14 protein-coding genes are annotated in these 18,371 nt (G+C 63.0%); 6 read left to right on the forward strand and 8 right to left on the reverse strand.

Annotated elements, in window-relative coordinates:
* The first annotated feature begins 19 nt into the window (after positions 1–19).
* Entirely contained in the window at positions 20–1,507 is a 1,488-nt protein-coding gene (locus tag RE418_RS09195; protein ID WP_025304347.1) for a UxaA family hydrolase, read from the forward strand.
* A 52-nt stretch (positions 1,508–1,559) separates the two neighbouring features.
* On the opposite strand, the gene sstT is transcribed toward RE418_RS09195, so the two are convergent.
* The 5 genes from sstT to RE418_RS09220 all read right to left on the reverse strand — a co-directional run bounded on the left by sstT (position 1,560) and on the right by RE418_RS09220 (position 6,549).
* On the reverse strand, positions 1,560–2,795 hold the full coding sequence (gene sstT / locus RE418_RS09200; protein WP_025304346.1) for a serine/threonine transporter SstT: 1,236 nt from the start codon (positions 2,793–2,795) through the stop codon (positions 1,560–1,562).
* 262 nt (positions 2,796–3,057) lie between these two features.
* Positions 3,058–4,026 (reverse strand): TerC family protein, encoded by a 969-nt coding sequence (locus RE418_RS09205; protein WP_399676095.1) that lies wholly within the window; start codon positions 4,024–4,026, stop codon positions 3,058–3,060.
* A 252-nt stretch (positions 4,027–4,278) separates the two neighbouring features.
* The gene (locus tag RE418_RS09210) at positions 4,279–5,010 is read right to left on the reverse strand and encodes a glutamine amidotransferase (protein WP_025304344.1); all 732 of its coding nucleotides are present in this window, start codon (positions 5,008–5,010) and stop codon (positions 4,279–4,281) included.
* Between the two features lies 1 nt (position 5,011).
* Positions 5,012–5,992 (reverse strand): Gfo/Idh/MocA family protein, encoded by a 981-nt coding sequence (locus RE418_RS09215; RefSeq protein WP_060448039.1) that lies wholly within the window; start codon positions 5,990–5,992, stop codon positions 5,012–5,014.
* A gap of 50 nt (positions 5,993–6,042) precedes the next feature.
* A complete protein-coding gene (locus RE418_RS09220) occupies positions 6,043–6,549 on the reverse strand; it encodes a M48 family metallopeptidase (protein WP_004937154.1) in 507 nt (168 codons plus the stop codon).
* A gap of 149 nt (positions 6,550–6,698) precedes the next feature.
* Between RE418_RS09220 and rlmG the strand changes: the two genes are divergently transcribed.
* Positions 6,699–7,838, forward strand: coding sequence for a 23S rRNA (guanine(1835)-N(2))-methyltransferase RlmG (gene rlmG / locus RE418_RS09225; protein ID WP_089181366.1), 1,140 nt, complete (start codon positions 6,699–6,701; stop codon positions 7,836–7,838).
* A gap of 192 nt (positions 7,839–8,030) precedes the next feature.
* Here the strand turns inward: rlmG and RE418_RS09230 are convergent, their stop codons facing one another.
* Complete coding sequence (locus RE418_RS09230) at positions 8,031–10,052, reverse strand: FAD-dependent oxidoreductase (RefSeq protein ID WP_089181365.1); 2,022 nt, start codon at positions 10,050–10,052, stop codon at positions 8,031–8,033.
* Positions 10,053–10,359: 307 nt separating this feature from the next.
* On the opposite strand from RE418_RS09230, the gene RE418_RS09235 reads away from it, so the two are divergent.
* A complete protein-coding gene (locus RE418_RS09235; protein ID WP_089181364.1) occupies positions 10,360–11,979 on the forward strand; it encodes an ABC-F family ATP-binding cassette domain-containing protein in 1,620 nt (539 codons plus the stop codon).
* 13 nt (positions 11,980–11,992) lie between these two features.
* Here RE418_RS09235 and RE418_RS09240 read toward each other — a convergent pair whose 3' ends face one another.
* The gene (locus tag RE418_RS09240; RefSeq protein ID WP_049204393.1) at positions 11,993–13,483 is read right to left on the reverse strand and encodes a PLP-dependent aminotransferase family protein; all 1,491 of its coding nucleotides are present in this window, start codon (positions 13,481–13,483) and stop codon (positions 11,993–11,995) included.
* Positions 13,484–13,604: 121 nt separating this feature from the next.
* On the opposite strand from RE418_RS09240, the gene RE418_RS09245 reads away from it, so the two are divergent.
* Genes RE418_RS09245 through RE418_RS09255 form a run of 3 tightly spaced genes read left to right on the forward strand, consistent with a single transcriptional unit; the run spans position 13,605 to position 17,637 of the window.
* On the forward strand, positions 13,605–14,870 hold the full coding sequence (locus RE418_RS09245; RefSeq protein ID WP_025304338.1) for a 4-aminobutyrate--2-oxoglutarate transaminase: 1,266 nt from the start codon (positions 13,605–13,607) through the stop codon (positions 14,868–14,870).
* Positions 14,871–14,882: 12 nt separating this feature from the next.
* Entirely contained in the window at positions 14,883–16,337 is a 1,455-nt protein-coding gene (locus tag RE418_RS09250; protein ID WP_089181363.1) for an NAD-dependent succinate-semialdehyde dehydrogenase, read from the forward strand.
* Between the two features lie 58 nt (positions 16,338–16,395).
* Positions 16,396–17,637 (forward strand): amino acid permease, encoded by a 1,242-nt coding sequence (locus RE418_RS09255; protein ID WP_033639324.1) that lies wholly within the window; start codon positions 16,396–16,398, stop codon positions 17,635–17,637.
* A gap of 73 nt (positions 17,638–17,710) precedes the next feature.
* Here RE418_RS09255 and yfcF read toward each other — a convergent pair whose 3' ends face one another.
* Positions 17,711–18,346, reverse strand: a complete 636-nt coding sequence (yfcF, locus tag RE418_RS09260) for a glutathione transferase (RefSeq protein WP_004937171.1) — start codon at positions 18,344–18,346, stop codon at positions 17,711–17,713.
* Positions 18,347–18,371 lie beyond the last annotated feature (25 nt).

An 18,371-nucleotide genomic window follows, 5' to 3' on the forward strand; every position in this document is an offset into this window, starting at 1 on the left:
CGTTATCCGGGACTGGTTTATGCAAAGTACGATAAAGATTCACGAGCAGGATAACGTGGCGGTGGCGCTGCGCGATCTGGCCGCCGGAGAAATGCTTGAGTTGGGCGGGGAGCGTATTCAGCTGGCGCAGCCGGTGGCGCGCGGGCACAAGTTTGCGCTCGGCCCGATCGCCGAGGGCGAAGACATCATCAAATACGGCCAGCCGATCGGCCATGCGCTCGCGGCCATTGCGCCTGGGGAGCACATTCATTCGCAAAACGCCAAAACCAACCTGAGCGATCTGGACAGCTACCGTTACCAGCCGCAGTTCCCGGCGTTGCCGCCGCAGGCGGCGGATCGCGAGGTGCAGCTGTACCGCCGGGCCGGCGGCGACGTGGGGATCCGCAACGAGCTGTGGATCGTGCCGACCGTCGGCTGCGTCAACGGCATCGCCCGCCAGATCCAGCAGCGCTTTTTGCAGCAAACGCAGGCGGAGGGGATCGACGGCGTGCATCTGTTCAGCCATCCGTTCGGCTGCTCGCAGCTGGGGCAGGATCATGCCAACACCCGCATCATGCTGCAGAACATGGCGCGCCATCCCAATGCCGGCGCGGTGCTGGTGATCGGGTTGGGGTGCGAGAACAATCAGGTAGATGCTTTTCGCGCCACGCTGGGGATGGCGGACGAGCGGCGGCTGCGCTTTATGGTGTGCCAACAACAGGACGACGAGGTGGAAGCCGGGCTGGCGCTGTTGCACGAGCTGTACCGGGAGATGCGCTACGATCGCCGCGAGCCGGGCCGCCTGAGCGAGTTGAAGTTCGGCCTGGAGTGCGGCGGTTCGGACGGATTGTCGGGTATCACCGCCAACCCGCTGCTGGGGCGGTTCTCCGACTATGTGATAGCCAACGGCGGCACCACGGTGCTGACCGAAGTGCCGGAGATGTTCGGTGCCGAGCGCATTCTGATGAGCCGCTGCCGCGATGGGGAGACCTTCGAAAAAACCGTCGATATGATCAACGATTTCAAACGCTATTTCATCGCCCATCAACAGCCAATTTATGAGAATCCGTCGCCGGGCAACAAGGCCGGCGGCATCACTACGCTGGAGGAGAAATCGCTCGGCTGCACCCAAAAAGCGGGGCTAAGCCAGGTGGTAGACGTGCTGAAATACGGCGAGCGGCTGCGTGTGCCGGGGCTGAATCTGCTCAGCGCGCCGGGCAACGATGCGGTGGCGACCAGCGCGCTGGCCGGTGCCGGCTGCCATATGGTGCTGTTCAGCACCGGGCGCGGCACGCCGTACGGCGGCTTTGTGCCGACGGTGAAGCTGGCGACCAACAGCGAGCTGGCGGCGAAGAAACCGCACTGGATCGATTTCGACGCCGGCGGCCTGGTTCACGGCGTGGCGATGGAGACGCTGCTCAGCCGCTTCATCGATCTGATTGTCGAGATCGCCAGCGGTCGCCCGGCGCGTAATGAAACCAACGATTTCCGCGAGCTGGCGATCTTTAAGAGCGGGGTGACGCTGTAAAGCTGACAAAAAAGGCGCTCGAGGGAGCGCCTTTTTATGAAGCAACGCGCGATTAACGCACCTTCAGCGGGTCCTCGTTCGCCAGCCGTTGATCTTCCGCCTGGCAGGCCGCGGCGGTGAACAGCACGTCGGTGGAGGAGTTGAGGGCGGTTTCCGCCGAATCCTGCAGCACGCCGATAATAAAGCCGACCGCCACCACCTGCATCGCCACGTCGTTCGGAATGCCGAACATGTTGCACGCCAGCGGGATCAGCAACAGCGAGCCGCCGGCCACGCCGGAGGCACCACAGGCGCACAGGGCGGCCACCACGCTCAGCAGCAGAGCGGTCGGGACGTCCACCGCGATGCCCAGCGTGTTCACCGCCGCCAGCGTCAGCACGGTGATGGTGATCGCCGCGCCAGCCATGTTGATGGTGGCGCCCAGCGGGATGGAAACCGAGTAGGTGTCCTCATTCAGGTTCAGCTTCTTGCACAGCTCCATGTTCACCGGAATGTTGGCGGCTGAGCTGCGGGTGAAGAAGGCGGTCACGCCGCTCTCGCGCAGGCAGGCGAACACCAGCGGATACGGATTGCGGCGGATTTTCCAGTAAACGATCAGCGGGTTGAGTACCAGCGCCACCAGCAACATGCAGCCGAGCAGCACCATCAGCAGCTGGGCGTAGCCCCACAGCACACCGAAGCCGGTTTCCGCCAGCGTGGAGGCCACCAGGCCGAAGATGCCAAGCGGCGCACAGCGGATCACCGCGCGCACCACCAGCGTAACCGCATGGGACATGTCGTTGATCAGCCCCTTAGTGGTTTCGGAAGCGTGGCGCAGCGCCAGCCCCAGCCCGACGGCCCACGCCAGAATACCGATGTAGTTGGCGTTAATCAGCGCATGGAACGGGTTGGCCACCACGCTCATCAACAGACCCTTCATCACCTCCACAATGCCGCCCGGCGGGGTAATGTCCGTCGCGCCGGTGGTCAGCGCCAGCGTAGAAGGGAAGATAAAGCTGACGACGACCGCCACCAGCGCGGCGGCAAAGGTGCCCAGCAGGTAGAGGAACAGGATCGGGCGAATGTTGGTCTTCTGCCCCTGTTTATGGTTGGCGATCGAGGCCATCACCAGAATCAGCACCAGCACCGGCGCCACCGCTTTCAGCGCGCCGACGAACAGGGAACCGAGCAGGCCGACGGCCGCAGCGGCCGCCGGCGAAACCAGCGCCACCAGAATGCCGGCCACCAGGCCGACCATGATTTGTTTGACCAGGCTACCCTGCGTGATCCTTTGTAATAGTTTTTGCATAGTGCTTTCTTCCTGATGTTATCTGGCCGCCACGGCGGGAACGACGTCGGGCAGCTTTATATGATTCTGTAACTAAGTGTGTTTGCCGAATTAGTATTCAGCAATCGAATGAGGTTGGAAAGAGGCGAGGGTGAAATTCTGAGCGCGGATCAACACTTGATAACATACTGGTTACATTTGTGTGATCGCAATAACGTTTGGCGTTTTGGGGGAATTGCCAAACAATCGCGGGGCGACTAGCGCCCCGGATAACAGATTGTGGTTATTTCTTCGCCAGGCGATCGTTGCGGCGATTGACCCAGGCGTTGATCAGCAAAGTGAGCGTCAGGATGCCCGCCACCACGCCGAGCGAGATGCCGATCGGGATGTGGAAGAAGTCGATAATCAGCATCTTGATACCGATAAACACCAGGATCACCGACAGGCCGTATTTCAGCATCGAGAAACGTTCCGCCACGTTGGCCAGCAGGAAGTACATGGCGCGCAGGCCCATGATGGCGAACAGGTTAGAGGTCAGCACGATGAACGGGTCGGTGGTCACGGCGAAGATCGCCGGAATGCTGTCCACCGCGAAAATCACGTCGCTCAGTTCCACCAGGATCAGCACCAGCACCAGCGGGGTGGCGAACAGGATGCCGTTGCGGCGCACGAAGAAACGCTCGCCTTCCATGCTGTCGGTCATGCGCAGGCGGCTGCGCAGCCATTTCACCAGCGGCTTGTCGCCGATCGCCGAATCATCTTCCTTCGCCAGCGCCATCTTGATACCGGTGAACAGCAGGAAAGCGCCGAACAGATACAGCAGCCACTGGAACTGGCTGACCAGCCAGCTGCCGGCGAAGATCATGATGGTGCGTAGCACGATCGCGCCCAGCACGCCGTAGATCAGCACCCGCCGTTGCAGGTTGGCCGGCACGGCGAAGTAGCTGAACAGCATCAGCCAGACGAACACGTTATCCACCGCCAGCGCTTTTTCGATCAGGTAGCCGGTCAGGAAGGCCAGCGCCTGGGTATCGGCGACGGCGCGCCCGGCGGTTTCATTCAGGTAGTACCAGAAACCGAAATTGAACAGCAGAGAGAGGCTGACCCACACCAGCGACCAGCTGGCGGCCTGCTTCAGGGTCATGGTGTGCGCGCCTTTACGGCCCTGCAACAGGAGATCGATTGCGAGCATCACGACTATGACGGCGGCGAAGCTGCCCCATAACCACGGTGTGCCAACGGAATTCATCATCAGAGGTATCCTTCAAAAACAAAAACGGCCAACGTCGGAAGACGCCAGCCGCTCTGTGAACGCTGCAAGCAAACCTCGCCTTCCGGCAAGGTCTCACTTACAACGTTGATGAAGGTGGTTACACCTTTGACATCAGGTTGCCCGGTAACCGGATGCTTGCGCATCGTAATGACGATTGACCGGCAATGAAGTTACTCCCCTTTGCAGAGCAGAAAGTAATGCAAAATGTGTCGGCGGTCAACGTGAATCGCGCTAGCCGGCCAGTGCTTTTTGCGCGCCCAGGCTGACGACGAATCCCTGCAGCAGCAGGCGGCTGAACGGTGTGTCGCTAACCTGTTGTTGTTGCTGCTGATAGCGGGCCTGCTGCTCGGGATGCAACTCGCCGAGCCACTGCAGGTACTGGCTCATCACCGCGCCGTTGAATTCCGGGTGGAACTGGGTGGTCAGGGCATGATCGCCATAGCGCAGGATCTGGTGCGCATCCTGCTGCGAACGCGCCAGCGTCTGCGCGCCGGCGGGCGGCGTCAGCACGCTCTGCGAGTGGATCAGGTTGGCTTTGAAGCGCGGCGGTAGCAGGGTGAACCGCCGGTCTTCGGCCGCGGCGGGCAGCAGTTCGATCTCCAGCGTGCCGACCTCCATGCCCTGCGGGTGGTAACCCACTTCGCCACCGAGCGCGTAGGCCAACAGCTGGTGGCCGTAGCAGACGCCAAACAGCGGCAGTTTGATCGCCATCGCCTGGCGCAGCCACTCGGCCGCCGCCTCGCTCCACGGCAGCCGTTCGGTCACCATCGCCGGCGAGCCGGTGATGACCACGCCGCAATAGGCGGCCGGCGGCAACGGCCGCTCGCCGGCGGGCAAGTGTACGATGTGCGCGCGTTCGGCGTCGATATTGCCCTGTTGCAGGAACATGCCATCAAAGTTGGCCAATTCCTGACGAATGGCCTGCGGCGCGTCGCCGGTTTGCATCACGAGCAGCGGTTTCATCTCATTCTCCGTCGGCGGGGAAAACGACGCCGGTCTGGCGGCGGATGTCGGTCAGCAGGCGGGCGACGATCAGCGAATTCTCCAGCCCTGGATGTTCCACCTGACGCTTCTCAACCAACTCGGCGAAGGCCAGCGCCTCATACAGCATGGTGTTGATGTGCTGCGGCTGGCTCAGATCCTGGCGGTTGCCGCCGCGCGGCGTCAGCGCCACGCCCTGGCACTCGGAAATCTTGTCGATAATCAGCGTGCCTTCCTCCCCCTGGATCTCGCTGGGGATCGCCGAGTCGCTGACCTTGGAATGGGAAAGCGTGACGTCGAAATCGCCGTAGTTCAGGCAGACGGTGCCGTGGGCGTCCACGCCGGTATCGAGCAGCGTGGCGCTGGCGAGCACCGACTGCGGCGCGCCGAACAGCGCCACCGCGCTGGCCAGGCAGTAGTAGCCGATGTCCATGATGGAGCCGTTGGAGAACTGTGGATTAAACGTATTGGGGTTCTCGCCGGCCAGGTAGCGCGGGTAGCGCGAAGAGTATTGGCAGTAGTTGATGAAGGCTTTGCGCAGCCGGCCGATTTTCGGCAATGCCTGTTGCAGCGCCAGAAAATTCGGCAGATAGGCGCTTTTGAACGCCTCGAACAGCACCACCTGATTTTCCCGCGCGCAGGCTACCAGCTGTTCCGCTTCGCGCTGGTTGGAGGCCAGCGGTTTTTCGCAGATCACGTGCTTTTTATGGCGCAGGAACAGCAGCGATTGCGGGCAGTGCAGGGAATTGGGGCTGGCGATATACACCGCGTCTATGGCGTCGGACTGGGCCATCGCCTCGAGAGAGTCGAAAAACTGCGTGACCTGATAGTTGGCGCCAAACGCCTGCGCCTGTTCCAGCGAGCGTGAATACACGGCGCTCAACTTGAGTTTGCCGCTTTCATGGGCGGCATCGATAAAACGTTCCGTAATCCAGTTGGTGCCGACGACGGCAAAGTGAATCATGGCGAGCTCCGGTCCAGGCTTAAAACCGCAGATTATCACGCCCTCACTCGCTATGCATACAGCTCGCCGAACAGCGAAAGGTGCGTCAGATACAGCCGGGTATCGAATTCCAACTGGTGGTAATCCGGCTCCATATGGCAGCACAGACTGTAGAATGCCTTGTTGTGATCTTTCTCTTTCAGGTGCGCCAGCTCATGCACCACGATCATGCGCAGGAACGGTTCGGGCGCGACCTTGAACACCGTCGCCACGCGGATTTCCGCCTTGGCCTTCAGCTTGCCGCCCTGCACGCGCGAGATAGCGGTATGCAGGCCGAGCGCGTGCTTCATGACGTGGATCTTGCTGTCGTAGGCCACCTTGCTCAGCGGCTGGGCGTTGCGCAGATACTGGTTTTTCAGATCGACGGTAAACTGATACAGCGATTTGTCGGTCGTGCAGTCGTGCACCTGCGGATAGCGCTGCAGCAGCACGTCCCCCAGCCGATTCTGATGGATCAGTTGCTGCACCTGGCTTTGCAGATGCGTTGGGTAGCCTTGCAGGTAGGTCAATTCAGACATTCTTGTTCCGTATCAACGGCCATTCAGCCGGTCATTCTATGCTGTTTTTTCGCTCAAATCCTGACATACGCAATTTATCCGAAAAAACATTTTACTGACGGGCGTTTTTAGGGGATAAACAGCCCAAATTTTATCAGTCAGGAGGGGCAATGAGCCAACTCGATCTGGGAACACAGCAACTTGAGCTGGAGCGTTATCCCCAACAGGAAGAATCCACCCAGCTGCAGGCGTGGGAAGCGGCGGACGAATATCTGCTGCAACAGCTTGAAAACGTAGATATCGGTGGCCGCCCGGTGCTGATTTTCAACGATAACTTCGGCACCCTGGCCTGTGCGCTGCACGCGCATCGCCCTTACAGCGTCAGCGACTCGTACATGAGCCAGCTGGCGACGCGTCACAACCTGAAGCTCAACGGATTGGATCCTGAGCAGGTCACGCTGTTGGACAGCCTGGCCGAGCTGCCGGCAGCGCCGGCGGTGGTGCTGATTCGCGTGCCGAAAGCGCTGGCGTTGCTGGAACAGCAGCTGCGCGCGCTGCGCCACGTCGTGACCGAAGACACGCTGATCGTCGCCGGCGCCAAGGCGCGCGACGTGCATACCTCGACGATGCAGCTGTTTGAAAAGGTGCTGGGCCCGACGCGCACCAGCCTGGCGTGGAAGAAGGCGCGCCTGATCTTCTGTCAGGCGGCGGACATCGTCCCGCCGGCGGCGGCGGAAACCACCAACTGGACGCTGGACGGCACCGATTGGCTGATCCACAACCACGCCAACGTCTTCTCGCGCGGCAGCCTGGATATCGGCGCGCGCCTGTTCCTGGATCACCTGCCGCGTGGCCTGAACGGCCATATCGTCGATCTGGGCTGCGGCAACGGCGTGATTGGCCTGGCGGCGCTGACGCAAAACCCGGAAGCGCAGGTGACCTTCGTCGATGAATCTTACATGGCGGTGGCCTCCAGCGAGCTGAATGTGGAGCACAATCTGCCACAAGAGCTGGATCGCTGTCAGTTTGAGGTGAACAACGCGCTGGCGGGCATCGAGCGTGAAAGCGTGCAGGCGGTGCTGTGCAACCCACCGTTCCACCAGCAACACGCCATTACCGATCACACCGCCTGGCAGATGTTCTGCGACGCCAAGCGCTGCCTGCAGGTGGGTGGCGAATTGCGCATCGTCGGCAACCGTCACCTCGACTACCATCAGAAACTCAAGCGCCTGTTCGGCAACTGCACGCTGGTGGCCTCGAACAAGAAGTTCGTGATCCTGAAAGCGGTGAAATCCGGCGCGCGTCGCTGAGTGAATAACCAGGGGCGCCGGGCGCCCCCCAGTCTGTAGACAAAGGGGGAAAAAGCGTGGTTTTTCCCCCTTTGTGGTTATCAGCCGAAAATCAATAAATTGATTTTCCTTGTTTTCTTTTCGCTGGTCTCTGCCTACCCGGCATGGGGATGAGGTTTGTCATCAATATCAGGGGCGTCGGGCGCCCCTTTTTTACAGTGACATCGCCAGCCGCGTGCCCTGATCGATCGCACGGCGGGCGTCCAGCTCGGCAGCCACGTCGGCGCCGCCGATCAGGTGCACGATTTTCCCCATCGCCAGCAGCGGCTGCTGCAGCTCGCGGCGCGGTTCCTGCCCGGCGCAGACGATCACCGTGTCCACCGGCAGGCAACTTTCCTGCTCGGCGCGGGTGATGTGCAGCCCTTCATCGTCGATCAGCCGATAGCTGACGCTATTGAGCATCTTCACGCCGCGCATCGCCAGGCTGGCGCGGTGGATCCAACCGGTGGTTTTCCCCAGGCCTTCGCCTACCTTGCTGGTTTTACGTTGCAACAGGTAGATCTGCCGCGCGGCGCGTGGCGCCTGAGGGCCTTGCGCTGCAAGCCCGCCGCGTTGCTCAAGGCGACCATCGATGCCCCATTCGCGGTTGAATTCCGTCTGATCCAGGCTGCTGGACACGCCGTGCTGGCTAAGGTACTCGGCGGTGTCGAAGCCGATGCCGCCGGCGCCGATGATCGCCACCCGCTGGCCGACCGGTTTTTTATCGCGCAGCACGTCCAGATAGCTCAGCACCTTGGCGTGCCCGATGCCGGGGATGTCCGGGGTGCGCGGCACGATGCCGCAGGCGAGGATCACTTCGTCGAATTCGCTTAAATCCGCCGCCTCGACCTTGACGCCCAACCTGACCGTCACTTCGCGCAGCGCCAGCTGGCGGCGGAAGTAACGCAGGGTTTCATGGAATTCTTCCTTGCCGGGGATTTGTTTGGCGATGTTGAACTGGCCGCCGATCTGCTCGGCGGCGTCGAACAGCATCACCTGATGGCCACGGCTGGCGGCGGTGGTGGCAAACGCCAGCCCGGCGGGGCCGGCGCCGATCACCGCCAGCTTTTTCGGTTTCTCCGCCATCGTCAGCGGCATTTCGGTTTCGCGGCAGGCGCGCGGGTTGACCAGGCAGGAGGTCAGCTTGCCTTCAAATATCTGGTCGAGGCAGGCCTGGTTGCAGCCGATGCAGGTATTGATCTCGTCGGCGCGCCCCTCGGCGGCTTTCTGCACAAAGGCGGCGTCGGCAAGGAACGGACGCGCCATCGACACCATGTCGGCACAGCCGTCCGCCAGCACCTGCTCGGCCACCGCCGGATCGTTGATGCGATTGGTGGTGATCAACGGGATGCTGACCTTGCCCATCAGCTTGCGGGTTACCCAGCTGAATCCGGCGCGCGGCACCATGGTGGCGATGGTCGGGATACGCGCTTCGTGCCAGCCGATGCCGGTATTGATGATCGTGGCGCCCGCCTGTTCGACCGCCAGCGCCAGCTGTTCGATCTCCTGCCAGCTGGAGCCGTCCTCCACCAGATCGAGCATCGACAGCCGGTAGATCAGAATGAATGCCGGGCCCACGGCCTGGCGCACCGCCCTGACGGTTTCGACGGCGAAGCGCATGCGGTTGGTGAAGCTGCCGCCCCATTGGTCGTCGCGCTGATTGGTGCGCGTCGTCAAGAATTGGTTGATCAGATAGCCCTCGGATCCCATCACCTCAACGCCGTCATAGCCGGCCTGCTGCGCCAGCGCCGCGCAGCGGGCGAAGTCGGCGATAGTCTGCTCGATCTCCGCTGCGTTGAGCGCGCTCGGCGTAAACGGGTTGATCGGCGCCTGCAGCGCGGAAGGGGCCACCAGCTTAGGTTGATAGCTGTAACGGCCGGTGTGCAGGATCTGCAGCGCAATTTTGCCGCCCGCCCGGTGGACGGCCTCGGTTACCGGGCGGTGGTGAGGCAATTGCGCCTCGCTGTTGAGGATCGAACCGCCGCGAAACACCACGCCCTGTTCGTTCGGGGCAATGCCGCCGGTGACGATCAGCGCCACGCCGGCGGCGGCGCGCTCGGCATAGAACGCGGCCAGGCGCTGCGGGCCGTCGGGCAGCTCTTCCAGGCCGGTATGCATCGATCCCATCAGCACCCGGTTTTTCAGGGTGGTGAAGCCGAGATCCAGCGGCGCCAGCAGGTGAGGGTAATTGCTCATTGCACTCTCCATCGGGTGAAATCGGGGCCCGTTGTTATAATTATGTGAACACAAGTGGTCGGATGAGATAAATCTAGCCGTTGTCATGCCGCTTGGGAATCTGCGTTGCGCCGAATGTGATAGACGTCATGAATCTCAGACTCTGTTTGCATAACGAACAAAAGATCGGTTAACCTTTGCGCGTTGTAAATTCCTTCTCTCTGCGGAGCCATAACCGAAAATGAACACCCACACCTGTTGATATCTGGTCCCACGCTGTGCGCTCTTGCGCCCTGTGGGGATGTTTTGATCTCATTCAGGAGTGCTTATGGCTCATTTTGCGCAGTCCCCTTATTTCGTTTTACATCAACTGACCTGCCAATTTGCTGACGGCGAAACGCTGTTCGGCCCGCTGGATCTCGCTTTCGATCGGCAGCGCTGTGGCCTGGTGGGGCGCAACGGCGTCGGCAAAACCCAGCTGCTGCGCCTGATCGCCGGGTTGGATCGGCCGGGTAACGGTCACGTCGAATCCCATGCCGCATTGGCTTACGTTGCGCAGCAGCCGGAGATCGCCGCGGACACCACGCTGGCCCAGCTGTTGGGCTATGGCGAGGTGTTTGCCGCGCTGGCGCGTCTCGAGCAGGGGCGGCCGCTGGCGGACGATATCGATCGTCTGGAAGGGCGCTGGGATCTCAACGATCGCCTGCAAAACGCCTTCGCCGCCGCCGGGCTGCCGGCCTTCGATCCGTTGCGATCCGCAAGTTCTCTGAGCGGCGGCGAGCGAATGCGCGCGGCGCTGTGCGGCGCCTTGATCGGCGAGGGGGATTTTCTGCTGCTGGACGAACCGACCAACCACCTCGACAGCGTCGGGCGCGCCTGGCTGTATCAGCAGCTGGATCAGTGGCGGGGCGGGTTGCTGATCGCCAGCCATGACCGGCAGCTGCTGGCGCGCATGGCGCGCATCGTCGAACTGACGCCCGGCGCGCTGCGCAGCTACGGCGGCAACTACGATGACTACCGGCGCCAGCGCGACACGGAACAGCAGGCGGCGCGCGCCGATCTGGAGCATGCGCGCGAGGAGCGCCGCCGCACCCGCGCCCGCCAGCAAAAAGAGCACGACATGAGCCAGCGGCGCTCGGCGCAAACGCTGCGCGTCGTCGATACGCTGAATATCGCCTCTTTTGAGCGGGTGGCCTACAAGTCGGCGGCGAAGGAGAGCCTTGGCACGCTGCGCAAACAGCATCAGGATCAGCGCGACAGCCTCGATGCGGCGGTGCGCGAAGCCTATCAGCGGGTGGAAGAGGAGCAGCCGGTGTTGCTGGCGCTGCCGGGCAGCGAAGTGAGCGCGAACAAGCAGGTGCTGGTGCTCGAGCAGCTGCAGCTGCCGTTCGTCAGCGCGCCGCCGCTGGATCTGCGTATCGACGGCCCGATGCGCGTGGCGTTGACCGGCCCCAACGGCTGTGGCAAGTCCACCTTACTGAAGACCGTTCTCGGTCAGCTGACGGCGCTTTCCGGCCATTGTCATTGCCCGCTGCCGACGGCCTACCTCGATCAAACCCTGTCACAGCTCGACCCGAATCTGTCGGTGATGGAGCATCTGGGGCTGCAGGATTCACCGTTGGCGGAAGGCGCGTTGCGCACCCGGTTGGCGCAGTTACAGCTTGGCGCAGATCGCATCGCGCTGCCGCTGGGCTCGCTGAGCGGCGGTGAACGGCTCAAGGCGGCGTTGGCCTGCGCGCTGTGGCGACAGCAACCGGCGCAGCTGCTGTTGCTCGACGAGCCGACCAACCACCTGGATCTGGCGTCGTCGCTGGCGATCGAAACTGCGCTGGCGGATTTCCCCGGCGCGATGCTGGTGGTGTCGCACGACGAAGACTTCCTGCAGGCGCTGCGGCCGACGCACCGCCTGCACCGGCAGGCGGATGGCTGGCGGCTTCAGGCCTGGTAATGCGTAGGCGACCTTAAGGAGCCGCCTTTTTTATTGCAGGTACGTTGATGCACGCCAGCAACTGGGTGAAGGCCGCGGCCATCTGTTCTTCCGGCACGCAGGCAAACCCCATCAGCAGGCCGCGCCGGCGGTTGGGCAGCATGTAGTAGCGCGACAGCGGCCGCACCAGCACCCCCTGCGCGCCGGCGGCGGCGGCGATCGCCACGTCGTCGGCCTCGTCCGGCAGGTTGAGGATCAGGTGCAATCCGGCGTTGCTGTTGAATTCGCTGAGCGCCTGTTTGCCGAGGTGCTGTTCGATCAGGCCGGTCAGGAAGGCGCGCCGCCGGGCGTACAGCAGCCGCATGCGACGGATGTGCGCGGTGTAGTGCCCCTCTTGGATGAATTCCGCCAGCGCGCTCTGGATCAGCAGGTGCCCGCCGCGATACAGCTCGGCGTGGGCGGTTTTCAGCGGCTGCACCAGCGGCGGCGGCAATACCACATAGCCGAGGCGCAGCGCCGGGTAGAGCGTTTTGCTGAAGGTGCCGATGTAGATCACCGGCGCGTCGGCCTCCAGCCCTTGCAGCGCCGGGATCGGTTGGCCGGAAAAGCGGAATTCGCTGTCGTAGTCGTCCTCGACGATCCAGCCGCCGGCGTTGCGCGCCAGCGCCAGCAGCCGTTGGCGGCGCGCCAGGCTCATCACCGAGCCGAGCGGATACTGGTGCGACGGGGTGACGAAAATCAGGCGGGGTGGCGTCGTTGGCTGCTCCGGCGGCACCAGCCCGGCCTCGTCCACCGCCAGCGGGCAGATGTTCAACGCATTGATGCGCAGGATATTGCGGATCCCCCAATAGCCCGGTTCTTCGATCCAGGCGTCATCCCCCGGATTGCACAACATGCGCGTCACCAGATCGATCGCCTGATGGATGCCTTCAGTGATCAGGATCTGTTCCGGCGAGCAGCGCACCGAGCGCGCCACCCGTAAATACTCCACCAACGCATGCTGCAGCTCCGGGCTGCCGCCCTGATTGCTGTAGGTCAGCCGCTGCGGCGCCGGGCGGCGGCTGAGGCGCGCCTGGATCTTGCTGAACAGCTGATGGGGAAAGGCGTTGACGTCGGGGACGCCGGGAATGAATGCCCCCCACTGTTTGGGGCTGGCGCTGGCGTGGTGCAGCAGCGTGGCGCCGCGCTCCGACAGTTCGACGCGCCGCGGTTGCCCGCTGCCGTCCGCCGGAGCGCCGCCGGTGGATAGGCAGCTGTCCGGCACCGTGTCGGCGACGAAGGTGCCGCTGCCGGCGCGCGCCGATACGTAGCCTTCCGCCAGCAGTTGTTCATAAACGGTTAATACGGTGTTGCGGGACAGGCTGAGCTCCTGCGCCAGATCGCGCGAGGCGGGTAGGCGGCTGGAGGGCGGCAGGCTGCCGTCGAGAATGCTGGTGCGGATCGCGTTGTAAAGCCGCTTGTGCAGCTTGTCATCGGGCTGTTCGCCGAGGCGTTGCAGCAACAGATCACCACTCAATGAGCGCAATTGGATCCCTCAATTATTCGTAACTGGCACTCGATTATAGGGCCACATCCTGTGTAAATAAACGGCATTGTTTCACGAATGTGAACAAAACGTGTAACTGGCACCGACCGGAGAGAACAGCATGAAAAACGCAGAATTGAACCAACGCCGTCAGGACGCCACCCCGCGCGGAGTGGGCGTGATGTGTGGTTTTTACGCCGAGCGCGCAGAGAACGCCACGCTGTGGGATGTGGAAGGCAAAGAAGTGATCGACTTTGCCTCGGGGATCGCCGTGCTGAACACCGGCCACCGCCACCCGAAAGTGATCGCCGCAATTGAAAAGCAGCTGCAGGCCTTCACCCACACCGCCTATCAGATCGTTCCTTACGAAAGCTATGTCTCGTTGGCGGAGCGCATCAACCAGCGCGCGCCGATCGCCGGCCCGTGTAAAACCGCTTTCTTCACCACCGGCGCGGAAGCGGTGGAAAACGCGGTGAAGATCGCCCGCGCTTACACCGGCCGTCCGGGCTTGATCACCTTCGGCGGCGGCTTCCACGGCCGCACCTATATGACCATGGCGCTGACCGGCAAAGTGGCGCCTTACAAACTGGGCTTTGGCCCATTCCCCGGCTCGGTGTTCCACGGCCAGTACCCGAACGCGCTGTACGGCGTGACCACCGAAGACGCGATGAACAGCCTGGATCGCCTGTTTAAAGCGGATATCGATCCCAAGCAGGTGGCGGCGATCGTGCTGGAGCCGGTGCAGGGCGAGGGCGGCTTCAACGTGGCGCCGGCCGAGTTCATGCAGGCGCTGCGTGCGCTGTGTGACCAGCACGGCATTCTGCTGATCGCCGACGAGGTGCAGACCGGCTTCGCCCGTACCGGCAAGCTGTTCGCCATGGAGCACTACAGCGTTAAGCCCGATTTGATCACCATGGCGAAAAGCCTGGCGGGCGGCATGCCGCTGTCGGCGGTGGCGGGCCGCGCCGAGGTGATGGACGCGCCGGCGCCGGGCGGGCTGGGCGGCACCTACGCCGGTAACCCGCTGGCGGTGGCCGCCGCGCACGCGGTGCTGGACGTGATAGACGAAGAGCAGCTGTGCCAGCGCGCCCAGCGCTTGGGGCAGCACCTGGTGGAAGTGCTCCAGCAGGCGCGCAAAACCAGCCCGGCGATCGCCGATGTGCGCGCGCAGGGATCGATGGTGGCGGTGGAGTTCAACGATCCGGTTACCGGCAAGCCTTCGGCGGAGATCACCCGTCAGGTGCAGCAGAAGGCGATGGCGGAAGGGCTGCTGCTGTTGAGCTGCGGCGTGAACGGCAACGTGATCCGCTTCCTCTACCCGCTGACCATCCCGGACGATCAGTTCACCAAGGCGATGGGCATTCTGTCCCGCGCGCTGGCCCACTAAGGAGCTATCGGCATGAAATTGAATAATCCCGAGCTGTTGCGCAGCCAGTGTCTGATCAACGGCGAATGGTGCGATGCCCTGAGTGGCAAACGCGAAGCGGTGATCAACCCGGCCACCGGCGCCGAACTGGCCAGCATTCCGCTGGTCAGCGAAGAGGAAACCCAGCAGGCGATCGCGGCGGCGCAGCGGGCGCAAAATGACTGGAAACAGCTGACCGCCAAGCAGCGTTCTGCGCTGCTGTTGGCCTGGGCCGACAAGGTGTTGGCCGCGCAGGAAGATCTGGCGCAGCTGATGACCGCCGAGCAGGGCAAATCGCTGGCGGAAGCGCGCGGCGAAGTGGCGTACGCCGCGTCGTTCATCACCTGGTTTGCCGAAGAGGCCAAGCGGGTGGACGGCACGGTATTGCAGGCGCCGCAGGCTTCGCAGCGCCTGGTGGTGGTGAAGCAGCCGATCGGCGTGTGCGCGGCCATCACACCGTGGAATTTCCCGGCGGCGATGATCACCCGCAAGGTGGCGCCGGCGCTGGCGGCAGGCTGCGCCATCATCGTCAAACCGGCCGAGCAAACGCCGCTGACCGCGCTGGCGCTGGCCAAGCTGGCGCAGGACGCCGGCATTCCCGCCGGCGTTTTGCAGGTGGTGACCGGCGAAGCGGCGCAGGTGGGCAAGGTGCTGTGCGACAGCCCGGTGGTGCGCAAGCTGAGCTTTACCGGTTCGACCGAGGTCGGCCGCATCCTGATGGCGCAGTGCGCACCGAGCATCAAGAAACTGTCGCTGGAGCTGGGCGGCAATGCGCCGGTCATCGTGTTCGACGACGCCAATCTGGATGCGGCGGTGGCGGGCATCATGGCCTCCAAGTTCCGCAACAGCGGCCAGACCTGCGTGTGCGCCAACCGTATCTACGTGCAGGACGGCATCTACGAGCGGCTGGCGGAGAAACTGGTGGCGGCGGTCGAGCAGTTGAACGTCGGCGACGGCAGCCAGGAAGGCACCACCCAGGGGCCGCTGATCGACAGCGATGCGGTGGCGAAGGTGCAGAGCCATATCGACGACGCGCTGATCAAAGGGGCACAGATCGCCACCGGCGGCCAGCCGCACGCGCTCGGCGGCACTTTCTTCCAGCCGACGGTGGTGACCGGCGTGACGCAGAAGATGCGCTTCGCCAAAGAAGAAACCTTCGGGCCGGTGGCGCCGCTGTTCCGCTTCCATGACGAGGCGGAAGCCATCGCCATGGCCAACGACACCGAGTTCGGCCTGGCCGCCTACCTGTTCACGCAGAACGCCGCGCGCCAGTGGCGCGTGCCGGAGGCGCTGGAGTACGGCATGGTCGGCATCAACACCGGGCTGATTTCCAACGAAGTGGCGCCGTTCGGCGGCGTGAAACAGTCAGGGCTCGGGCGTGAAGGATCGCGCTACGGGATAGAAGAATATCTGGAGCTGAAATACCTGTGTATCGATGTGAGTTGTTGAGTGTCAGGACGTTAACCCATCCCGGCGGCCAGCGTCGCCGGGCGATAAAGGATGATGCATGTCTGATAATATCTCTGTTTCTCCGGCGCTTGCCGCCGGGGTGCGAGCACCTGCACCCGCCAAATCGTTAAGTTTCCTCGAAGGGGTGGCGATGATCGTCGGCACCAACATCGGCGCCGGCGTACTCTCCATCGCCTACGCCTCCAGCAAGGCCGGTTTCCTGCCGCTGCTGTTTTGGCTGGTGCTGGTGGGGAGCCTGACCACCATCACCATGCTGTACGTTGCCGAATCTACGTTGCGCACCCGCGCGCATCTGCAGCTGAGCGGACTGGCGAAGCGCTACGTCGGCGGCCTGGGCGCCTGGCTGATGTTCGCTTCGGTGTGCGTCAACAGCGTTGGGGCGCTCACCGCCTATATGACCGGCAGCGGCAAGCTGCTGCAATCGCTGTTCGGTATCTCGCCGGCGCTGGGCAGCCTGCTGTTCTTCGTGCCCGCCGCCGGCGTGCTGTACCTGGGGTTGAAAGCGATCGGCCGCGGCGAGAAGTTCATCAGCATCGGCATGGTGGTGATGTTGACCGCGCTGGTGGCGGCGACGCTGCTGAAAGACACCACCCAGATGCGCAACCTGCTGGACGGCGACTGGCGCTATATGGTGCCGGTGTTCAACGTGGTGGTGTTCTGCTTCTCGGCGCAGTACATCGTGCCGGAAATGGCGCGCGGCTTCGCCGACAAGCCGGAGCAGTTGCCGAAGGCGATCATCGTCGGCATGGTGGTGACCTTCATTTTGCTGGCGGCGGTGCCGATGTCGGTGATCGCGCTCAGCGGGCTGGATGACATCTCCGACGTGGCCACCATTTCCTGGGGCCAGGCGCTGGGGCAGTGGGCGTTCTTCTCCGCCAACATCTTCGCGCTGTGTGCGATGCTGACCTCGTACTGGGGATTGGGCGGCAGCTTCCTGACCAATATTTTCGACAAGTTCCGGTTGGGCAACGACGAGCTGCCGCTGCGCCGCTTCGGCGTGCTGCTGTTGGTGGTGGTGCCGCCGTTCGTGCTGGCCTACAGCGGGCTGGTGTCGTTCGTCAACGCGCTCTACTTCGCCGGGGTGTTCAGCGGGGTGATCCTGTCGATCATGCCGATGCTGATCCTGCGCGGCGCGCGCAAACATGGCGACCAGACCCCGCGCTGGCAGTGCAACTGGATCACGCACCCGCTGCTGCAGGTCAGCATTGTGTTGCTGTATCTGGCCAGTGCGGTGTACGCCATCGCTTCATTGTTAGGCTATCTGCCCTCTGGATGGTGATTTGCCTTCCCTCAAGCAGTGATGTTGTTTCTCGGCATTGAGAACGGCGGCGTCGTGGCCGCCGATTTTTTTCTCAGGCGCGCCGTTTTTCCGACAACGCCAGCCAGGCCTGCACCGACGGGCGCTGCCACTGCTTGTGCGCATAGTGGCGCACGCGCTCCGGCACCGGATCGCCGTGCATCACCAGCCGGTTGAGCATCAGCGCCAGATCGGTGTCGGCGATGCACCACTCCCTGAACAGATTGTCCTGCCCGTGGCTCAGCAGTTTTTCCACGGCGGCGATCAGCTTGCGTGCGGCCTCCTGCGCGGCTTCGGACAGCGGCGGGAACTTGCCGTTGTTGAACACCACCTCGGTCGAGCGCTCGGCGCGGATCGGCAGCAGATCGCTGCGCAGCCAGGCCTGGATCTCGCGCGCCTTGGCGCGCAGCTTCACGTCGCGCGGGTATACGGCGTGGGCCGGGTGGATGTCTTCCAGGTATTCGGCGATCGCCGAAGACTCCGAGAGCTGGAATTCGCCGATCGCCAGCGTCGGCACCCGGCGGGTGAGCGACAGCGCCGCGTAGGCCGCCTCTTTGTTCTCTTCCTTCGCCAGATCCACCGGCTTCACGGTGAACGGAATGCCTTTTTCCGTCAGCACGACAAAGGCGGACATGGCGTACGGGCTGAAAAATTCACTGTCGGTATAAAGCTCGGTGATCGGTTGAGACATCGGCGGTTCCTCGGGGTTAAAGGGG

The organism is Serratia sp. szju (genome assembly GCF_044594185.1).
Lineage (GTDB): Bacteria > Pseudomonadota > Gammaproteobacteria > Enterobacterales > Enterobacteriaceae > Serratia > Serratia bockelmannii.